An 18,540-nucleotide genomic window follows, 5' to 3' on the forward strand; every position below is an offset into this window, starting at 1 on the left:
AAGCGTGTTTGAAAGCGGTGGCGGTCAGCGCAGGCTGTCCGCCACCTTTTTACGTTTACTTCGCCAGCATCCACTCGTGTGCGGGGTCGTTCCTGAAGTGCCAAACGCGCTTGGGGCCCGCCATCACATTCAGGTAATAGCTGTGGTAGCCGTGCGGCGCGGTGACCGGATGATAGCCGCGCGGCACCATCACCACATCGTGATTCTCGACGGCGTAAGCGGCGTCGATATCGCGTGCATCGGTATAGACACGCTGGAACGCGAAGCCTTGCGGCGGATCGATGCGGTGATAGTAGGTCTCTTCCAGAAAGCTCTCCTCGGGAATCGCATCGGCATCGTGCTTGTGCGGCGGGTAGCTCGACGAATGCCCCGCAGGCGTGACCACTTCGACCACCAGCAGCGATTCGGCAGGCTGGCTTTGCGGAAGAATGTCGCACACATAGCGCGTATTCGTGCCGCTGCCGCGCACCGAGCGCGCCATCGACGTAGGTTCGATCAGCCGCGCCTCGTGCTGGCCCGTCGCCGGCGCGCTGCACAGTGCGACTTCGGCGTCATCGTGCGCTTCGATGGAGACGGCCTGGTGCGGCGGCAGATACACCGCGTAGGGCGAGCGCGATTCGAACACGTTGCGCCGCCCGCCAATCTCGCGCCAGCGCCGCTCGGGCGTCGACACCGTGACGATGCCGGTGAGCACCACCACGCACAACTCGGCGTTTCCAGTATCAAGTGCGAAGCGCTCGCCGCGCGCGAGCCGCTTCGCGGCAAAACCCACGTGACGCCAGCCGGCGCTTTCAGGCGTCACGGTGGCGATATCGCGGCCCGTCTGCTTTCCCTTGACGATCAACTCGCTCATGCGGCCTCCTTTTGCGGACGCGATTGTCTCCAGAGGCGGATCAGCGCTTCGAAGTTTTTGCGCACCGCGTCGATCAAGCCGCGGTCGTCGAGCTTGCCTTCGAGCCACGCGCGGCTGGGCTCGAAAAAGATCGTGCGTCCGACGGTGAAGCCGCGGCAGGTGCGGCTGGCGGCGGCGGCGACGAAGCCGTCCGCGAGCCGTTCGACGGGCGCATTCAGGCCGAGCAGCACGACGCCACGGCACCAGCGGTCGCGCTGCTCAATCAGCGCGTCGATCTCGCGCCATTCGTCGGCGCGCGGCGATTCCAGCTTCCACCAGTCGGGCTGGATGCCGAGGTCGTAGAGCCGCTCCAGCGCGCGCACGATCAGTCCGGGCGGGTTGGGGCGATCCTTCGGCGGAATCACTTCGAGCAGCAGCTCATGGCCGCTCGCCTGCACGGCGTCGTAGAGCGCGCATAGCTGGCGTTCCTGTTCGATGCGATGCGTGTCTTCGTCGTCGGGGTGATATTGAACGAGGCACTTTACGATGTGCTCGCGCGGCCAGGAGACGAGCGCCGTTCCCACCGAGCGGCCATGTTCGAATTGCAGCGGATTGGAGCCGGGCAATTCCACCGGGCGGCCGATCCACCAATCGCGGCCGGTTGCGGCATTGAGCGCATCCTGGCCGTAGCGGTCGTCGATCAGGACCGCCATCTTGCCTTGCAGGCCCAGTTCAGCTTCCGTTTCAGCGACGGCCTGCACGAACAATTGCTTGAGCGCCGAAATGCGCGCTTCGTCCACGCCAGCCTGCTGCGCGAGCGCGAATAGCTGATCGCGATGGTCGAACGCGAAACCGAGCACTTCGTCCCACTCGCGCCGCGCCGGACTCACGCGGTGCAGATGCGTGAGCGCCGCATCGCGGTCGGGACGCTGCATGTTCGCAGCATTGGCGAGGAAGTAATCGAGTTCGGCGGGCGTGGGCATGGCGGGCGCGCAGGCATGGCGCGACACCACCAGTGCGCCGCACGCGTTCGCGTAGGCGCATGAGGTGGCTTCATCGGCGCCCGTGAGCCAGCCTTTGAGAAGGCCCGAAATGAACGCGTCGCCCGCGCCCAGTACATTGAGCACTTCGACCTGTACGCCGCGATAGTTGCGGGCATCGTCGAGCGACTCGGGGATCGCCCCATCGACGATCGCGCAGCCCAACGGTCCGCGCTTGACCACGAGCGTAGCGGCCGTCGCGCGGCGCACGATGCGCAGCGCGTCCAGCACGTCGTCGCAACCGCCCGCGATGCGGAATTCCTCCTCGGTACCGACAATGAGATCGAACATCGGCAGAATGCTGCGCAGATGCTCGCTCACGCTGCCATCGGCGATAAAGCGTGTTTCACCGTCAGCCTTGCCGGTGAGGCCCCAAAGCACCGGGCGATAGTCGATGTCCAGCACCGTGCGCACGTTATTGCGCCGTGCGTATTCCAGCGCCTTCATGCTCGCGCGATGAACCTGCGGCGTGGAGAAATGCGTGCCGGTGATCAGCAGCGCGCGGCTGGACGCGATGAACGATTCGTCGAAGTCGGTTTCGTCGATCGCCATGTCGGCGCAATTCTCGCGGTAAAACACCAGCGGAAACGTCTCGCGATCCTTAAGGCCTAACAGCACGAGCGCAGTCAGGCGTTGCTCATCGGTGCTGATATGGCTGACGTCGCAGCCCTCGCGGACCAGCGCTTCGCGCAGAAAGCGGCCCATATGGTCGTTGCCCACGCGCGAGAGCATGGCCGATTTCAGGCCCAGACGCGCGCAGCCGAAAGCGATGTTGGCGGACGAACCACCCAGATAGCGGGCGAAACTGCTCACGTCTTCCAGCGGCGCGCCGATCTGTTGCGCGTAGAGATCGACCGCAAGCCGGCCAAGACAGATCACGTCGAGCGGACGTTCGGGCGCGAAGGTCGGGGTTTGCACGATAAGAGTTCCAGTTTAGGTGTTGATCGAAATGGCGAGCGTGCGGCTTCAAACGAGGCCGAGACCGCGCTTCACGGCATCGAGCATCATTCGCGACGATTCGTCGGCGCGTTCTTCCCACGCGAAGACCGCGACCGTGGCGATGCCGTCGAAGCCGATGTCGCGCACCGAGCGGAAGAACGTGTCCCAGTCGATTTCGCCCTGGCCGATGTCCAGATGCTGGTGCACGGTGGCGGTTACGCCCGGCGGATTGACGATGTAGCGCAGGTTCGACGACGCGCGATGGTTATACGTATCGGCGATGATCAGGTGCGTGAGCTTGGGTTTCGCGTACTCGATCATCGCGGCGATATCGCCCTTGCCGTCGTCGTAGAAGTAGGTGTGCGGCACCGCATACAGATAGTTGAGCCACGGCTTGTCGAGGCCGCGAATGATGTCCACCGATTCGTTGTTGCGCTCACAGAAGTCGTACGGATGCGCCTGAATGTCGAGCTTAATGCCTTCGCGCTCGAACACCGGCAGCAGTTCTTCCATCGAGCGCATGAACTGGTTTTCGCACACGAGCGCATTGTCGGACTGGCCGCTGAACTCGGTGTTCATCAGATCGCATTCCATGTCGACGGCGACCTGGATCGCGCGCTTCCAGTTGCGTACGGCGGCTTCGCGCATGGTTTCGTCCGGATGCGACCAGTGATAGAGCGGCAGCAGCGAGGAAAGCTTCACGCCGGTGTCGCGCAGCGCGTGCCTGAATTCGCGCACGCGCGCCTTGTCGACGCGCGGATACTTGTAGAAGGGCAGAAAATCTTCGCGCGGCGAGAGTTCGATGTATTCGTAGCCGAGTTCGGCCACTTTCTCGACCATCTTCGGAAGCGGCAGATGGCGATACATATAAGGATCGAGAGCGATTCGCATGCGGGTTCCTGATGTGAGGTATGAGGGAGTGCGATGGATGAGCGATCAGTAACGGCGGGCGCGGGCGAGCGCCTCTTTCATGCGGCGCGCAGCGTCATCGACGCTGCTGCTCGACGACACTTCCGGCACGCCCACGTGCCACCACGAGCCGTATTTGTGAACCATGGTCTTCGGCAACACCTTGATATCGATGAGCGTCGAGACGTTCTGGCGGCGCGCATCGTCGAGCGCGGCGTCCAACTCTTCCAACGACTTCACGGTGTAGGTCTTGCAGCCGTACGCGGCGGCATTGGCGGCGAAATCGACGGGCACGAAGCCACCCGTGAGTCCGCTCCCGGCTGTGTCGCGGAAGCGGAACTCGGTGCCGAAGCTGCCCATGCCGTGTTCCATCTGCAGGTTGTTGATGCAGCCGAACGTCATGTTGTCGAACAGCAGCACATTGATCTTGCGGCGCTCCTGGATGGAGGTGACGAGTTCGGAGTGCAGCATCATGTAGGAGCCGTCGCCCACGAAGGCGAACACTTCCTTTTGCGGCTCGGCGAGCTTCACGCCCAGCGCGGCGTTGATCTCGTAGCCCATGCACGAATAGCCGTACTCGACGTGATAGCTGTCTTCGCCTTGCGCGCGCCAGATACGTTGCAGATCGCCGGGCAGGCTGCCTGCCGCGGCCACGACGACGTCGCTCGCTGTCAGCTTTTCGTTGAGCCGTCCCAGCACCTGCGTTTGCGTCAGCGTTGAGCCGGTCAGGCGCGCGAATTCTTCCAGCACGCCGCGATCGAGGTGATCGTCAATTTCAGGCACGAATGCGTTCGGTGTGTAGTGCACTGCGTGAACGCGTTCTTCTTCGGCGCGCATTCGTGCGATGGCGTCCGCCACTTCGCTTCGATACGCAGGCTCGAACGTGCTGCCTTCGCAGGCTTCGGCCAATGCGGCGAGGGCCAGCGCGGCGTCGGCCACGACCGATACGCCATCGAGCTTGCCCGCATCGAAACCGCTCACATTCAGATTGACGAACTGCACATCGGGGCGCTGGAACAGCCACTTCGAAGCCGTGGTGAAGTCCGTATAGCGTGTGCCCACGCCAATGACGAGATCGGCATTGCGCGCGAGGTCATTGGCGGCCAGTGAACCCGTTTCGCCGATGCCGCCCAGATTGAGCGGGTGACCCCATGCGATCGCACCTTTACCGGCTTGTGTCTGTGCAACCGGAATGCCGAAGCGTTCGGCAAACTGGAGCAGCGCTTTTGCCGCGCCCGAATAGCGCACGCCGCCGCCGCAGATCAGCAGCGGACGCTGCTTCTGCGCCACGAGTGCGGCTGCACGCGCGATGGCCGCAGGCGCGGGCGGGCGGCGCTCGATGTGATGCACGCGCTTCGCGAAGAAGTAGTCGGGGTAATCGAACGCTTCGGCCTGCACGTCCTGGGGGAGCGAGAGCGTTACCGCACCGGTATCGGCCGGATCGGTCAGCACACGCATGGCGTTGATGCACGCGCTCATCAACTGCTCGGGGCGCGCGATGCGATCCCAGTACTTGCTGACCGGGCGAAACACGTCGTTGGTGCTGATCGACAGATCGTGTGGCTGCTCGATTTGCTGAAGCACCGGATCGGGCTGGCGACCGCCATGCACGTCGCCGGGCAGCAGCAGCAGCGGGATGCGGTTCGCGGTAGCGGTGGCGGCCGCCGTCACCATGTTCGCTGCGCCCGGACCCACCGACGAAGTACACGCATAGATCTGGTGACGCCGCATCTGGCGCGCGAAGCCAATCGCTGCGTGCGCCATGCCTTGTTCATTTCTGCCCTGATGCACGACCAGCTCACCGGGGTCCTGTTCGAGCGCCTGCCCGATCCCAAGCACGTTGCCGTGCCCAAAGATGGCAAACACGCCTTTGACGAATTTCGTCTGCTGGCCGTCGACCTCGACATATTGATTGTCGAGAAATCGAACGAGCGCCTGCGCCATCGTTAGCCTGATATGACCCATGAGAGATCCGTACGGTGATTGAAGTGCGTTTGGGAGGAGACGCGAAGTGTCGATACGGGATTCAGCGTGCGCTTGAACGCGCCGCCGAATCGCATGCCTGGGGAAAGGAAGCGGAAGGTGATCTGGTCACTGGCTGTCTCCAACATTTTTTCTTTGCCTGGAACGCTCGCCTGGGGCGCGGCGTTTCGTGCTTTCGTCGACAAAGTTAGGGGAGCGCGGCTGGGGCGACAACCGAAATGTTGACCATTTATGGTCAATTGCCAGGCGAGATTCCTGCACGAATCGGGCGCAATGGCCGAATGCCGTCAACGCGCGTTTCAAGGCCAAGAAAAAATGCTGCGGCATGTGACCATTTATGGTCATTTTTCTTGTTGCGGGCTTAGGGCGCGTCTCTAAACTTCGGCTCCATGAAGCGAACGACGCACAGGCCCCGCGGGATTGCGTGGGGACGATAGACCAATAATCAGGATACCGATATATGAAAAGCAAGCTTCGTGTGGCAGTCGTGGGCGCGGGCCTCATGGGCGCGGATCACGTCGAGCGAATCGCCAACCGGATCGTGGGTGCGGAAGTCTCCGCCGTGGTCGACGTCGATATCGAGCGGGCGAAACAGGTCGCGCAGAAAGCGCCGGGTGCAATCGGCGTAGCGGATCTCGAACAGGTGCTTGCCAAAGAGCTGGCTGACGCGGTGGTCATTGCAACGCCGGGCTTTCTTCACGAAAAGACCTTGTTGCAGGTGCTCGAACACGGCTTGCCGGTGCTCTGCGAAAAGCCGCTCACACCCGATGCGCAGTCTGCGTGGCGCGTGGTGGAGGCCGAATGCCGGCTTGACCGCAAGCTCATTCAGGTGGGCTTCATGCGCCGCTTCGACGCCGAATACCGCCAACTGCGCAATCTCATCGCGTCGAAGGAACTGGGCGATCCGTTGCTGCTGCATTTCTCGCACCGCAATGGCACGACGCCGCCTAATTTCACGAGCCAGATGCTGGTGAACGATTCGGTGGTGCATGAGTTCGACGGTATCCGCTTTCTTACCGGCGAAGAGATTGCTTCGGTGCAGGTACGCCTGGGCCGTCCGACGCGGCACGCACATCCCGGCCAGCACGATCCGCAGCAGGTGTTGATCGAAACGGCCAGCGGTGTTCTCGCCGATGTCGAAATCTTCGTGAATGCGCAATTCGGTTATCAGGTCGCGGCGCAGGCTGTGTTCGAAGACGGCATCGTCAATATCGGCAACGACGGCGGCCCCTATGTGCGCAGCGCCGGAAGCTGGGGCGGCAAGGTGACGCCGAGCTTCGTCGAGCGCTTTCGCGCGGCCTTCGATCTCGAACTGAAAACGTGGGTGGATGCGGCGCGGCGCGGCACGATCGACGGTCCTTCCGCATGGGACGGCTACGCGACGGCGGCCTGCTGCGAAGCCGGTGTAGCGGCGCAGCAAAGCGGCGAAAAGGTCCGCGTGGCGCTCAAGGAAAAGCCGGCGCTGTATTGCGACGCTTGAGCGCAGCGACAACGTTGCCTGCACAACAATCGAATAGCGAATGAAACACGGAGAAGACAATGAAGCTCTCATTCTGCACTGACAGCCTCGGCTACCTGCCGTTTGAGCAGATGCTCGACAAGCTGTGCGAAATGGAGGTTTTCGGGGTGGAAATGACGACCGGCGGCTGGTCGTCCGCGCCCCATCTGCGCACCGACGAACTGCTCGCGGACGCCGGAAAACGACGCGCGCTGCGCGCCGCGCTGGAAAGCCGGGGCATGGAGATGGCCGCGCTCAACGTCTCGGGCAATCCGCTCGATGTCGGCGATCTGGGCAAGAAACACAAGGCCGATATCGAAAAGACCATTCGTCTTGCCGGCGAACTCGGCGTGAAGAAGATCGTGACGATGAGCGGTTTGCCGCCCGCGAGTCCTGATGACCGCGTGCCGAACTGGATTACCTACACTACGAGCTGGCCAGCGACGCTCAAGGGATGCCTCGAATACCAATGGAACGACGTCGCGATTCCGTACTGGAAGTCGCTTGTCAAGCAGGCGACTGAATGCGGCGTCGAGAAGTTCGCGCTGGAAAACTTCAGCGCGATGTTGGTGTGGAACCCCGAAACGCTGTTCCGTTTGCGCGACGCTGTTGGGCCGATGGTGGGTCTGAATCTAGACCCGAGCCACCTGATCTGGATGGGCGCGGACCCGATTGCCGCCGCGCGCGCACTGGGCGATGCGATTCACCACGTACACGGCAAGGACGCGCGCCTCGAGCGCGGCATGGTCGACGTGAATGGCCTGCTCGAAACTAAGCCGGTCGAGGACGTGGGCCGCCGTGCCTGGAACTATGTTGCGGTGGGATGTGGCAAGGATCTCCAGTGGTGGAAAGAATTCTTCTCCGTCGTCCGCATGACGGGCTACAACGACTGGGTATCGCTGGAAATGGAAGATCTGACGATGTCGGTGGAAGCGGGTATTACCACCTCTATCGACGCGCTCAAGCAAACTATCAGCCGCTAAGGGCAGCAAACCGGGCGCAGCGGATGTTCGATCTCATCGAATCAACGCCGCCCGGCAATAAAAGAAAACTCACAATTAGAAATAATCGGAGACAGCCCATGTACTGCATTCAATCCCGTGTTTGCCGCTGGCAGATTCCACACCTTTCTCATCGCCTCTGATAACTGGCGAACGCCGTACAAAGCCTTTCGCACGTGTTCGAGCAGGCCGCTCAGGCCTGCCCGGTGGCGATGTGTATTCGCGCGTTTGACAACACCTCGAATCGCACGACGCGTCCGCGTCTCGGTGCAGCAGCGAATCGAGGTTGAGGTCGCGCGCCTGTGAGGAGCAGGGCTATGGCTTTAGAGCAGGAAAACTATGTGCTGGAAATGCGCGAGGTCACGAAGTCATTTCCAGGTGTGCTCGCGCTGGACAAGGTCAGTCTGAAAGTGCGGCCGGGCACGACCCATGTGCTCGTTGGCGAGAATGGCGCGGGAAAATCGACCTTGATGAAGATATTAAGCGGCGAGCATCAGGTCGACAGCGGCGAAATCCGCTTTCGCGGTGCGCCATTTGTGCCGCGCGGCCCGAAAGCGGCGCTCGAAATGGGCGTGGCGATGATCCATCAGGAATTGAGCCCGGTGCTCGATATGAGCATTGCCGAAAACATCTTCCTCGGGCGTGAACCTTCGCTTAGAGGCGCCGGTCCGCTTGCGCAGTCCTTCGTGGATTTCGGTCGCATGGAGCGCGATACCCGTGCGCTGCTCGACCGCCTGGGGCTGAAATACGATCCCCGGCAAAAGATGGGCGAATTGAGCGTCGCGGGCATGCAGCTCATCGAAATCAGCAAGGCAATTTCGCGTGGCGCGTCGCTCATCATCATGGACGAACCGACCTCCGCGATCAGCGATACCGAAGTGAATATGTTGTTCGCGCAGATTCGCGATCTGAAAGCGAGTGGGGTGGCGATTATCTATATCAGCCACAAAATGGACGAGATCTTCCAGATCGCCGACGACATCACCATCATCCGCGACGGCCGTTATGTCGATTCCGGCCCGGCCAGCGCTTACGATGAGTCGAAACTCATCGCGCAGATGGTGGGCCGTACGATCTCCAGCATCTTCCCGAAAGCCGAAGCGCAGATCGGCGAAACAGTGCTCGAAGTACGTAATGCCACGCGCCACGGTGTGTTCCGCAATATCAACTTCGCGGTGCGGCGCGGTGAAATCGTCGGACTGGCGGGACTGATTGGCGCGGGGCGCACGGAAGTCGCGCGCGCGATTTTCGGCCTCGATGCGCTGGACGAAGGCCAGATCGTGCTGAAAGGCGAGGCGTTGAAACTGAAAAGCAGCGCCAGCGCGATCAAGCGCGGCATTGCGATGGTTTCGGAGGACCGCAAGGGCGAAGGTCTCGTGCTGTGCCGCTCGGTGCAGGAAAACATCGCGCTTGCCAATCTCGGCAAGTTCGTGAAGCGCGGGCTGATCGATGCGACGCGCGAGCGCGCGGCCGCCCGCGAGATGCGCGAGATGCTGAAGATCAAGACCGCAGATCTCACGACGACGACCGGTACATTGAGCGGCGGCAACCAGCAAAAGATCGTCATTGCGAAATGGCTGCTGGGCGATCTCAACGTGCTGATTCTCGACGAACCGACACGCGGTATCGATGTCGGCTCGAAGTCGGAGATTCACCGGCTGATGTCGAAATTCGCGCAAGAAGGGCTCGCCATCATCATGATTTCCTCGGAATTGCCGGAGATTCTCGGCATGAGCGATCGCGTGATCGTGATGCACGAAGGCGCGGTCACCGGGGAACTGGATCGAAGCGAAGCGACGCAGGAACGGATCATGAAATTGGCTACCGGAGGTCAGTGATGTTGAACAGCATGAACGATAAAACCTTGTCGCCGCGCGAAGGCGCGGTATCGAAATTCAAGGGCACGAGTCTCGCGTCGATTTACCGAAAATACGGCACTGTGCTGATCTTCGTTGGCATCGTAGTGCTCGCATCGTTTGTCAGCGACGCCTTTCTCAGCGTGTCGAATCTGACGAATGTTTTGCGTCAGGTGGTGGTGGTGAGTCTGCTGGCGACCGGCGTGACCTTCATCATCATTCTCGGGCAGATCGACGTGTCGCTGGGCGCAGTGGTGGCGCTGACCGGCACGATTGCGGCGAGCGTGATGTCCGCGACCGGCAGCATTGCGCTGGCCGTGGCGGCGGGCGTGGCGATGGGCATCGTGGTGGGTTTCGTCAACGGTTTCGTGGTTACGCAGTTCGGCATTCCGTCGTTCATTACGACACTTGCCATGACCACGGTGGCGCGCGGCGGTGTGCTGCTCTACACCAGCGGCGTACCTGTCAGCGGGCTCGGCAATTTCGGCGTGATCGGTCAAGGCTCGGTGGGCCCGGTGCCCATCTCGGTGCTGATCCTGATCGCCGTGCTGCTGGCGTCGTGGGTGCTGCTCAATCGCACGAAATTCGGCCGCTACGTCTACGCGACGGGCGGCAACAGCAAGGCCGCGCTGGCATCAGGTATCAACACCCGCAAGGTGACGATGATGGCCTTCGTCTACAGCGGCATTCTCACTGCTGTGGGCGGCATCGTGCTGATGTCGCGCATCAATTCGGGACAACCGGCAGGTGGTGTCGGCTATGAGTTCGACGCTATTACCGCAGTGGTCGTCGGCGGAACGAGTCTGATGGGCGGCACGGGAACGATCATGGGGTCGATGATCGGCTCGCTGATTATCGGCGTCATCAACAACATTCTGAATCTGCTGAATGTTAGTTCCTACTGGCAGCAGATTGCGAAGGGTTTGATCATCGCCGTTGCCGTGATTCTCGACGTGAAGACTAAACAAAGCGGCGCGAAACGCAAGCCACAAACGACGTGATCTTTGACGGCACACGGGGCCCCGCGCCGTTGCTGCCGAGGTAGTGAGTCAATGCGGGGAACAGCTTGACGTTAGTTTTTCAGAGTGACGTTAGTTTTTCAGAGCGCAATCAAAATCATTCCGGAACTCGGAGGAGCACATGAAAGCATGGACACGCGTGGCGGTAGTCGCCATGGGATTGATGATCGTGGCGGGCAGTGCGTCTGCGGCAGACAAGAAGTTCGTGGTGGGCTACACGAATCTCGCCGATACCGACGTCTTCACGATGAGCCGTAAGACTGCTTTCGGCAACGTGGTGAAGTCGGACCCCGACCTGAGCGTCATCTATACCGATGCAAATGGCGACGTCAGCCGCCAACTCGACCAGATCGACAATTTCATCGCGCAGAAGGTCAATGCGATCGTGATCGTGCCGGTCGATTACCAGGGCATCGTGCCGGGTGTCGAGCGCGCGAACAAGGCCGGTATTCCGGTTATCGCCCTAGGCATTCAATCGGCGGGCGGCAAGTACACCTTCGTCGGCTCGAAGAATTTCGATGCAGGCCGTCTGCAAGGCGAGTTCATGACGGCGAAACTGCCGAAGAACGCGCAAGTGCTGTATTTGCAGGGCACTCCGGGTCTCTATCACTCGAAGGAGCGGCTCGCGGGCTTCACGCAAACGCTGGCTAAGCGTTCCGACGTCAAGATTCTTTCGAATCTGCCCGCAGACTACGACCGCGCCGAGGGTATGAAAGTGACCGAAGACTGGGTCGAGCGCTATCCGAAGTTCGATGCCGTTGTCGCGGCGAATGACCAGATGGCGTTGGGCGCGCTGGAAGCGTTGAAGACGGCAGGGCGTCTGAAAGGCGTGATGATTTCGGGCGTCGACGGCACCGGCGACGCATTGCATGCGATCCAGGCGGGCGATATGTCGCAGACGATCTTCCAGAATGCGAAGGGCCAGGCGGTCGCGGCGTATCAGGTCGTGGAAACGCTCAAGAGCGGCAAACCCGCTCCGGCTGAGGTCATCGTTCCGTTCGAATCGGTTACGCACGACAACGTCGGCATGTATTTGAAGTAGCCGTGAAGGTCTGATTGAATCAATCTCTTTGTTTTAATAAATTCGGATGGCTGATCAAATAATCGGCCGCCGAAAATAAAATCTATAAACGGAGGAGTAAATGAAGCGTTTGGCGATCGTTTCGTTGACGATGGGCTTTGCCGCAGCGGCAAATGCGCAGAGCAGCGTGACCTTGTATGGCATTGTCGACAACGGCGTGCAATATGAAACGGGATTCGCGGGTGGTCATCGCCTTTCCGCGGAATCGGGTGACTGGGGCGAGTCACGTTTTGGCTTGAAGGGCAGCGAGGACATTGGCGGCGGCACCTTCGTGAATTTTCAGCTCGAGTCGCGCCTCAATACGCAGAACGGGTCTTATGCCAATGGCTCATTCTTCGAGGGCCAAGCCACCGTTGGCATGAGCAACGACGCTTATGGCTCGTTCAGGCTCGGCAACTTCGGCGCGAGCGAACTGCTTCAGTATGCGGGCGTGCTCGATCCGCAGCAGACGCAGAAGTATTCATTCGGCACGCTGGTGCGCGGACGGATGTTCCCGCAGGCGGCCAACGGCATCGAATACAAAACGCCGAGCTTCGGCGGCTTTACGGTGCAGGCGCAATACAACCTCACCAATTCGACGAAGTGGAATTCCGGCAATCCGGGCACCGCGCCGGGTCAGGCCGGTACATCGACGGGGCTGGGCAGTTCGCAGGGCCGCACCGACGGTGTGAAGCTGGAGTATAACGCTCACCAGGTCGACATGCAGGTCGTGTACGACGAGGTTCGCGACGGCAACGGCAAGTTCAGCAACGTGTATCTCGCTTCTCGCTCGATCTTCGCCGCGGGGTCGTATGCCTGGGGGCCGGTGACGCTATACGCCGGCTATCAGCACCTGAGCGCGCCCGATGCGTCCAATGCGGGCTACTTCGGTACCAGCACGCCTACCGCACAGCCCGGCGGCGTGGGCTTGCCGACGGCGGTCGACAACGGGTGGGTGGGCGCGCAATGGGCCGTGACGCCCGCCACCTATATCACCGGCGCCGTTTATCACGCCAACGCCAATAAAGGCAATGGCAACGCCACGATGTATACGCTATCGGGCGCGTACCTGCTTTCTAAGCGCACGCGTCTCTACACGGAATTCGGTTACCTGCATAACAGCTCGACGTCCAATCTCGGGCTCAACGGCGGCAACTATGGCGCGAACGTCAACGACGATCCCGTCAATGGCAATGCGTCGAGCACGAATCCGAATTACGGGCACGGGCAATTCGGTGTCTTTGCGGGCGTGGCGACGCAATTCTGATTGACCGGTCATGTGTCGCTGAGTGAGTAATCAACGCACGGGACGAAGCCGCGGAACAGCATTCCGCGGCGCTTTTTGCTTTCAAACGGGAGTGCAGATGCGTAGATTCAACGTAGGCGTGCTCGGTATTGGTGATATCAGCGATGTCTATATCGCCAACCTGCGCAAATATCCGATCGTCAACGTGCTAGGATGCGCCGGGCGTGAGCGCGAAAAAGCACTGGAAAAGGCGCGCCATCACGGCATTGAACGCGCCTACGCGAGCGCCGATGAATTGCTCGCCGACGCTGACATCGACATCGTGCTGAATCTCACGGTGCCGCAGGTGCACGCGGAACTCACACTGGCCGCTCTGTGCGCTGGAAAGCATGTCTACTCCGAAAAGCCGCTTGGCACGACTTTCGATGAAGGCAAACGGATTGTCGAAATGGCGCATGCCAAAGGGCTTTACGTTGCCTGTGCACCGGATACCTTTCTTGGCGGACGATTACAGACATTCAGAAAGCTGATCGATGCGGGCACGATTGGGCGCGTCTTCGGCGCGACGGCATTTGCCGTCAGCCGCGGGCCGGAATGGTTTCATCCGGATCCGGCGTTCATCTATCAGCGCGGCGGCGGGCCGTTGCTCGATATCGGGCCGTATTATCTGAGCGCGCTCGCGTCGCTGCTCGGTCCGGTAAGAAGATGCAGCGCCATCGCGAGCATGAGTTCCGCCGAGCGCGTAGTCGAAAGCGCCCCGCGAGCAGGCGAGCTCTTCAAGGTCGAGGAGCCAACTCACGTTTCGGCAATGCTCGAATTCGAATCGGGTGCGCATTGCAGCCTTATATTCAGTTACGACGTGTGGGACTCAGCGTTGCCGCGGCTGGAAATCTATGGAGATGCCGGCACGCTCTGTATGAGTGACCCCGATCCGTGCGACGGTCCGAATATCTTCGGCGGCCGAGTGCTGCTGCGAACGCGCCGCAATTATCGTTGGAAGGACCTGCCGAGAAGTGGCGTTTCGTTGAGCGATTGGGAGGACGTTGCAATCGAACATCGATTCAACGAAACGAGCCATAGGGAAAACAGCCGGGGAATTGGCCTCGTGGATATGGCTTATGCGATCGCCGGGGAGCGCGCTCCGCGAGCCAGCGCCGCGATGGCGCTGCATGTGCAGGAGGTGATGGATGGCATTCTGGCGTCGGCACGGAGCGGCCGTAGTGTCGCAGTGGAGACGACCTTTTTACGTCCGGATCCGTTCCCGCTGATGTTTCCGGAGAGCGCGGCGTGAATGCGTCGACAAAGTGTCCAGAAACGGTAGAAGAGCTTCTGGACGAGGTGAGTCGCGAGTATCCTGCACTGAGTGCGCGCCTGAAGTTGATCGCACGTCATGTAGAGCGTTATCGCGAGCAGCTGGCTCACTGGGATATCCGGCAGTTCGCAGGGCGCTGCGGGGTTCAGCCTTCAGCCATAGTGCGTTTCGCGCAGCATTTCGGCTTCTCCGGATTCGCAGAGATGCGGGCGCTGTTTAGACAGTGGTGGAGCGATAGGTCGGCAGACCCGAATCACGAAGCCGAAGAGAATCTGATGTCAACGGTTGCAACTAGCGTGCTGGATCACAATATCGTGGAGCTGCGTAATCTGCGGCAGATGTTGGATCGCGCCTCGCTCGAACGAACTGTCGATTTGGTCAAAGAGGCGGAGGTTGTCTGGATCGTAGGTGCCAGAGAAGCCTTTCCTGTTGCGGTGTATCTGGAGCAAGGGCTAAGGCGTGTAGGTGTTCAAGCGTATCTGTTAGGCGGATTTGAAAACCTGCATGCTAATCACGCGAACGCCATACGCAAAGGCGATTTGATTTTCGCACTTACGCTGGGAGCAGATACGCAGGAGACACTCGGCATCGTGAAAGATGGTGTGAAGCACGGTGCGCAACTCGCCGTTCTTTCTGGCAATCCGATGAGCCTCTTGATGCGAAGTGCAGACGTGTCGCTTACGTTTCATGACGCGACAGACTGCTGCCTACGCGCGGTGGCAACTGCTATCAGCCTGGCACAAGTGATCTACGTTGCATTAGACAGGAGAATAGCGGAAGGAGCTGGATACACCCGTTCCACTCACTGTACTTTGCCAAGCGCACTTGTGTCTAAATGCGCCAGCGACTGAGCGTGACGCAGCGGACTGCCCGCAACGCGTGATCGAGAGCATTCCATCCAATACGACTCTTACTGAGATCTTTCGGTTTCGGGATTGGGTTTTAGGATAAGTCATGAAATCTGGGCGTTCGGAAATGCCCTGCTGACCCCTTGGATGGGTTCTATTGCTGTCAGAAGGCCTAGGTGAGCTCCAGTTGCGGGCATCATTTGAACTGGTGAAGTTGCCGCAAACAGCCCGTGGCTTCGGTCATGTCAAGGAACGCAATGCGGCCGCGGCTAAGGCGAAAGCCTATTCTCTGATGGCAGGCAGTGAAGCAGCGAGTCGCACGAGGGCAAAGCAGGCAGCTTGACGTTGTCGACACGTAACGATCGCAGTCGATAGTCATTGATGAAAGTCAGTGGCGACGGCTGCGGGATTGGCAGGCCGCAGGCGTGTGGGAACAACTGCATCTGGCGATGCTTCGCCAGTTGCGTGAGCATGACCAGATTGATTGGGAACGGGCGAGCCTCGATGCGACCAGTGTAGGAGACCGGCCCGAACCCGACCGACCGGGGCAAGCTCGGATCGAAACGGCACATGGTCGAAGATGTGCGCGTCATTCCTCTGGTCATCACGGTCACGGGTGCTAACCGGCATGACTCGATGGCATTCGAATCCACGCTCGATGCCATTCCGGCAGTGTCGGACCTGAATGGTCAGCCCCGAAAACGTCCAGGCAAGTTGCATGCGGACAATGGCTATGACTTTGCACGCTGTCGGCGCACCTGACGCGGCGCGGCATCACGGCACGCATCGCCCGTCGCGGCGTAGACAGCAAGGAGCGGCTCGGACGGCTTTGCTGGGTGGTCGAACGCATGCATGCGTGGTTTGCCGGCTTCGGCAAACTGCGCATTCGGTTCGAGCGACGTCTCGACATTCACTTTGCCTTGCTATCTTTGGCTGCTGCCGTTATCTGTTCACGCTTCGAGAGGATTCCCGCGTTCCCATCCCTGCCGACCCGAGGGCTTTCGGGCCTGTCCGGTTAGCAGCTGTCTCTTCACCGATGGCCTTAGGACAACGTACGTCCACATCAAAAAGACGTATCCAGCCATGTACGTTTTGGTCAGAGCCAACAGCAGCTTGGGCTCTTTCACAATAACGAGGATTCTGTCAGCAGTTCACGTACGTTATGCATGCGGTACCTGTCAACGCCGATTCCTTCCCGGTCACCCGGGTGAACCGCCGTATTGTTGGGTGCGTTGTCCTCGGAGCTTCGAACCCGATCGTTACCAGTCACGCACGTCCGAGTAGGCAACTGCTATTGAGTATGACAAGGCAGAGAAGAGCTTTGCCATCCACTACTTTGCCGAATTGCGTCCGGCGGACGGCGACACGCGTCGCACGGGATGACTTGTGTTAGCCGTTCTTAGTCCCACTCCAATTCATCTGGTGCCGGTTGACCGTCTCGCGGTGGCGTTCATCATCTTCCGTATGCAAGTACAAACTCGTCGTATTCAGCGAGACGTGCCCAAGATTGTCACGGATTGTCCGAAGATCGACGCCACCGTCGGCCTGGTGTGAGCCGGCCGTGTGTCTCAACCAGTGCGCGGAGGCTCGCTCAAGCTCATCGGCTCGGTCCGAAAATTCAGGACCCTGGCCGCGTAACCAGCTTGCGGCACCGCTGAATACGCTCTTGATTGCGTCATGCACGGCCGAGCGCGACAGGCAACGCGCCTTTCCCCTGAACGGCAAAATGAGTGGTGTTTCTTCGGCCCGGGTGGGCAGGGCGGACAAGCCCATCGACTCACGGTAGCGCTTGAGCTCGTGGACGAGCTCAAGCGAGGCAGGGACGATGCGCTCCTTCTCGCCCTTGCCCAGCGTTTCCAGCCACCACTGGTCGCGTCCATCTGCGCCAAGGCGCCGGAAGAAATTTCCCATCTGCCCGCTGGCGACTTCGGAGATCCGCATGCCCTGCAGGTAAAACAAAGTCGTCAGCCAGCGGCAGCGTGCGTAGTAGGCGCGCTCGGTGTCGGTTTCCTGTGGAAGCTGCTCAACGAAGGCCTTGACTTCATCCCAGAGCGAAATCGAAAGGTATCGCGTGATGCGAGGCGCGGATCGCTTGGCGCGCTGGCGCAGCAACGCCATTGGGTTGCCTCGCAAATACCCGGCGTTTACTAGCCAGGTGAACATGGCGTTGAGGATGATGAGTGCCTGGCGCTGGCTCGCGGATGAGAGTGGCCCGTTGAACGGTCGCCAGCGGGCATCCCCACGGGGGTATTTACCACCGTTGGCTGAAATCCAGCGATCCGCTGGCTGCGGGTCGGCCAGAAATGCCTTGAATAGCAGCAAGTCTTCATGCGTGAGCGATGAAAGTGGCTTGCCTAGTTGAACGACACCCCAAAGCAACAGGCGCTCGGCTTCCTTGCGGTAGTTGTCGAATGTCGCCTTCGAGTCGATGTGGTTCGTGAGCCACGCCCGAACAGCATCGAGGTCGTTGTCAGCTGAAAGTTGGGACTGGCTCGCGTCGCCACGATTCGTACCCGTGCGTCCGTCAAGTGCGGTCGGGACGACAAGCGATTCGACGGGTTGGATCGCAACTATTTCGGCGGAATTCACGGCAGGATGACTCCAGATGGCGTCGCGCAATCGAAAAGAAGCCACATTATACACTACACGACATTATAGGCCTAATGTCGTGTATTTGGTGTTTGGTGGTTGGAATTTAATGTAATACGTCAAATTATTAACGATTTCTTGGCCTCGGCAGACATCGTTAGCTCTCGTATCCTATGAGCCTTCGGAGGCACGATTTCACAACGTGGCCGGCGACATCTGACGAATCCCCAAAGCGCCATGAATTTGCTTCGTATGATCGATCGCCAGGTATGCAGAACCCGACACGAGGCGCCGGAGGCGCAGCGCCGGAATTCGTCGATTCAGTTCACTTGAGTTAGTTCGCAACGTTGTTCTTCTCGGATACCCCGGTCCCGGCAAAACGCATGTTTTCAAGACCGCAGCGCAAAC

14 protein-coding genes and 1 pseudogene are annotated in these 18,540 nt (G+C 60.1%); 9 read left to right on the top strand and 6 right to left on the bottom strand.

Going from position 1 to position 18,540, the window contains the following annotated elements; all coding sequences use genetic code 11:
• Positions 1-55: 55 nt before the first annotated feature.
• The 4 genes from iolB to iolD are packed head-to-tail and all read right to left on the bottom strand — an operon-like array spanning position 56 to position 5,685.
• Positions 56-853, bottom strand: a complete 798-nt coding sequence (iolB, locus tag U5A67_RS38625; RefSeq protein WP_321818485.1) for a 5-deoxy-glucuronate isomerase — start codon at positions 851-853, stop codon at positions 56-58.
• Entirely contained in the window at positions 850-2,790 is a 1,941-nt protein-coding gene (locus U5A67_RS38630) for a bifunctional 5-dehydro-2-deoxygluconokinase/5-dehydro-2-deoxyphosphogluconate aldolase (protein ID WP_321818486.1), read from the bottom strand. Before U5A67_RS38630 ends, iolB begins: the two co-directional genes overlap by 4 nt.
• Before the next feature lie 48 nt (positions 2,791-2,838).
• Entirely contained in the window at positions 2,839-3,702 is an 864-nt protein-coding gene (locus U5A67_RS38635; protein ID WP_321818487.1) for a sugar phosphate isomerase/epimerase family protein, read from the bottom strand.
• Positions 3,703-3,747: 45 nt separating this feature from the next.
• The gene (gene iolD, locus U5A67_RS38640) at positions 3,748-5,685 is read right to left on the bottom strand and encodes a 3D-(3,5/4)-trihydroxycyclohexane-1,2-dione acylhydrolase (decyclizing) (protein WP_321818488.1); all 1,938 of its coding nucleotides are present in this window, start codon (positions 5,683-5,685) and stop codon (positions 3,748-3,750) included.
• Between the two features lie 478 nt (positions 5,686-6,163).
• Between iolD and U5A67_RS38645 the strand changes: the two genes are divergently transcribed.
• The 9 genes and pseudogenes from U5A67_RS38645 to U5A67_RS38685 form a co-directional block, all read left to right on the top strand.
• Positions 6,164-7,183 (top strand): Gfo/Idh/MocA family oxidoreductase, encoded by a 1,020-nt coding sequence (locus U5A67_RS38645; protein WP_321818489.1) that lies wholly within the window; start codon positions 6,164-6,166, stop codon positions 7,181-7,183.
• Between the two features lie 59 nt (positions 7,184-7,242).
• Positions 7,243-8,184: a sugar phosphate isomerase/epimerase gene (locus tag U5A67_RS38650; protein ID WP_321818490.1), complete on the top strand. Its 942-nt coding sequence runs from the start codon at positions 7,243-7,245 to the stop codon at positions 8,182-8,184.
• Positions 8,185-8,519: 335 nt separating this feature from the next.
• The gene (locus tag U5A67_RS38655; RefSeq protein ID WP_321818491.1) at positions 8,520-10,040 is read left to right on the top strand and encodes a sugar ABC transporter ATP-binding protein; all 1,521 of its coding nucleotides are present in this window, start codon (positions 8,520-8,522) and stop codon (positions 10,038-10,040) included.
• Positions 10,040-11,059 (top strand): ABC transporter permease, encoded by a 1,020-nt coding sequence (locus tag U5A67_RS38660; RefSeq protein ID WP_321818492.1) that lies wholly within the window; start codon positions 10,040-10,042, stop codon positions 11,057-11,059. The genes U5A67_RS38655 and U5A67_RS38660 overlap by 1 nt, the downstream gene beginning before the upstream one ends.
• A 139-nt stretch (positions 11,060-11,198) precedes the next feature.
• Positions 11,199-12,119, top strand: coding sequence for a sugar ABC transporter substrate-binding protein (locus U5A67_RS38665; protein WP_321818493.1), 921 nt, complete (start codon positions 11,199-11,201; stop codon positions 12,117-12,119).
• A 100-nt stretch (positions 12,120-12,219) separates the two neighbouring features.
• A complete protein-coding gene (locus U5A67_RS38670; RefSeq protein ID WP_321818494.1) occupies positions 12,220-13,404 on the top strand; it encodes a porin in 1,185 nt (394 codons plus the stop codon).
• A 97-nt stretch (positions 13,405-13,501) separates the two neighbouring features.
• Positions 13,502-14,674: a Gfo/Idh/MocA family oxidoreductase gene (locus U5A67_RS38675; RefSeq protein ID WP_321818495.1), complete on the top strand. Its 1,173-nt coding sequence runs from the start codon at positions 13,502-13,504 to the stop codon at positions 14,672-14,674.
• Positions 14,671-15,546, top strand: a complete 876-nt coding sequence (locus U5A67_RS38680; RefSeq protein ID WP_321818496.1) for a MurR/RpiR family transcriptional regulator — start codon at positions 14,671-14,673, stop codon at positions 15,544-15,546. The genes U5A67_RS38675 and U5A67_RS38680 overlap by 4 nt, the downstream gene beginning before the upstream one ends.
• Before the next feature lie 389 nt (positions 15,547-15,935).
• Positions 15,936-16,562, top strand: a pseudogene (locus U5A67_RS38685) (IS5 family transposase); the annotation flags it as partial.
• Between the two features lie 370 nt (positions 16,563-16,932).
• Here U5A67_RS38685 and U5A67_RS38690 read toward each other — a convergent pair.
• Positions 16,933-18,132, bottom strand: a complete 1,200-nt coding sequence (locus tag U5A67_RS38690) for a tyrosine-type recombinase/integrase (protein WP_321818497.1) — start codon at positions 18,130-18,132, stop codon at positions 16,933-16,935.
• A 195-nt stretch (positions 18,133-18,327) separates the two neighbouring features.
• A partial coding sequence (locus tag U5A67_RS38695) for a hypothetical protein (RefSeq protein WP_321818498.1) occupies positions 18,328-18,540 on the bottom strand: 213 nt, incomplete at its 5' end.

Source organism: Paraburkholderia sp. J69-1 (assembly GCF_905220255.1).
Taxonomy (GTDB): Bacteria; Pseudomonadota; Gammaproteobacteria; order Burkholderiales; family Burkholderiaceae; genus Paraburkholderia.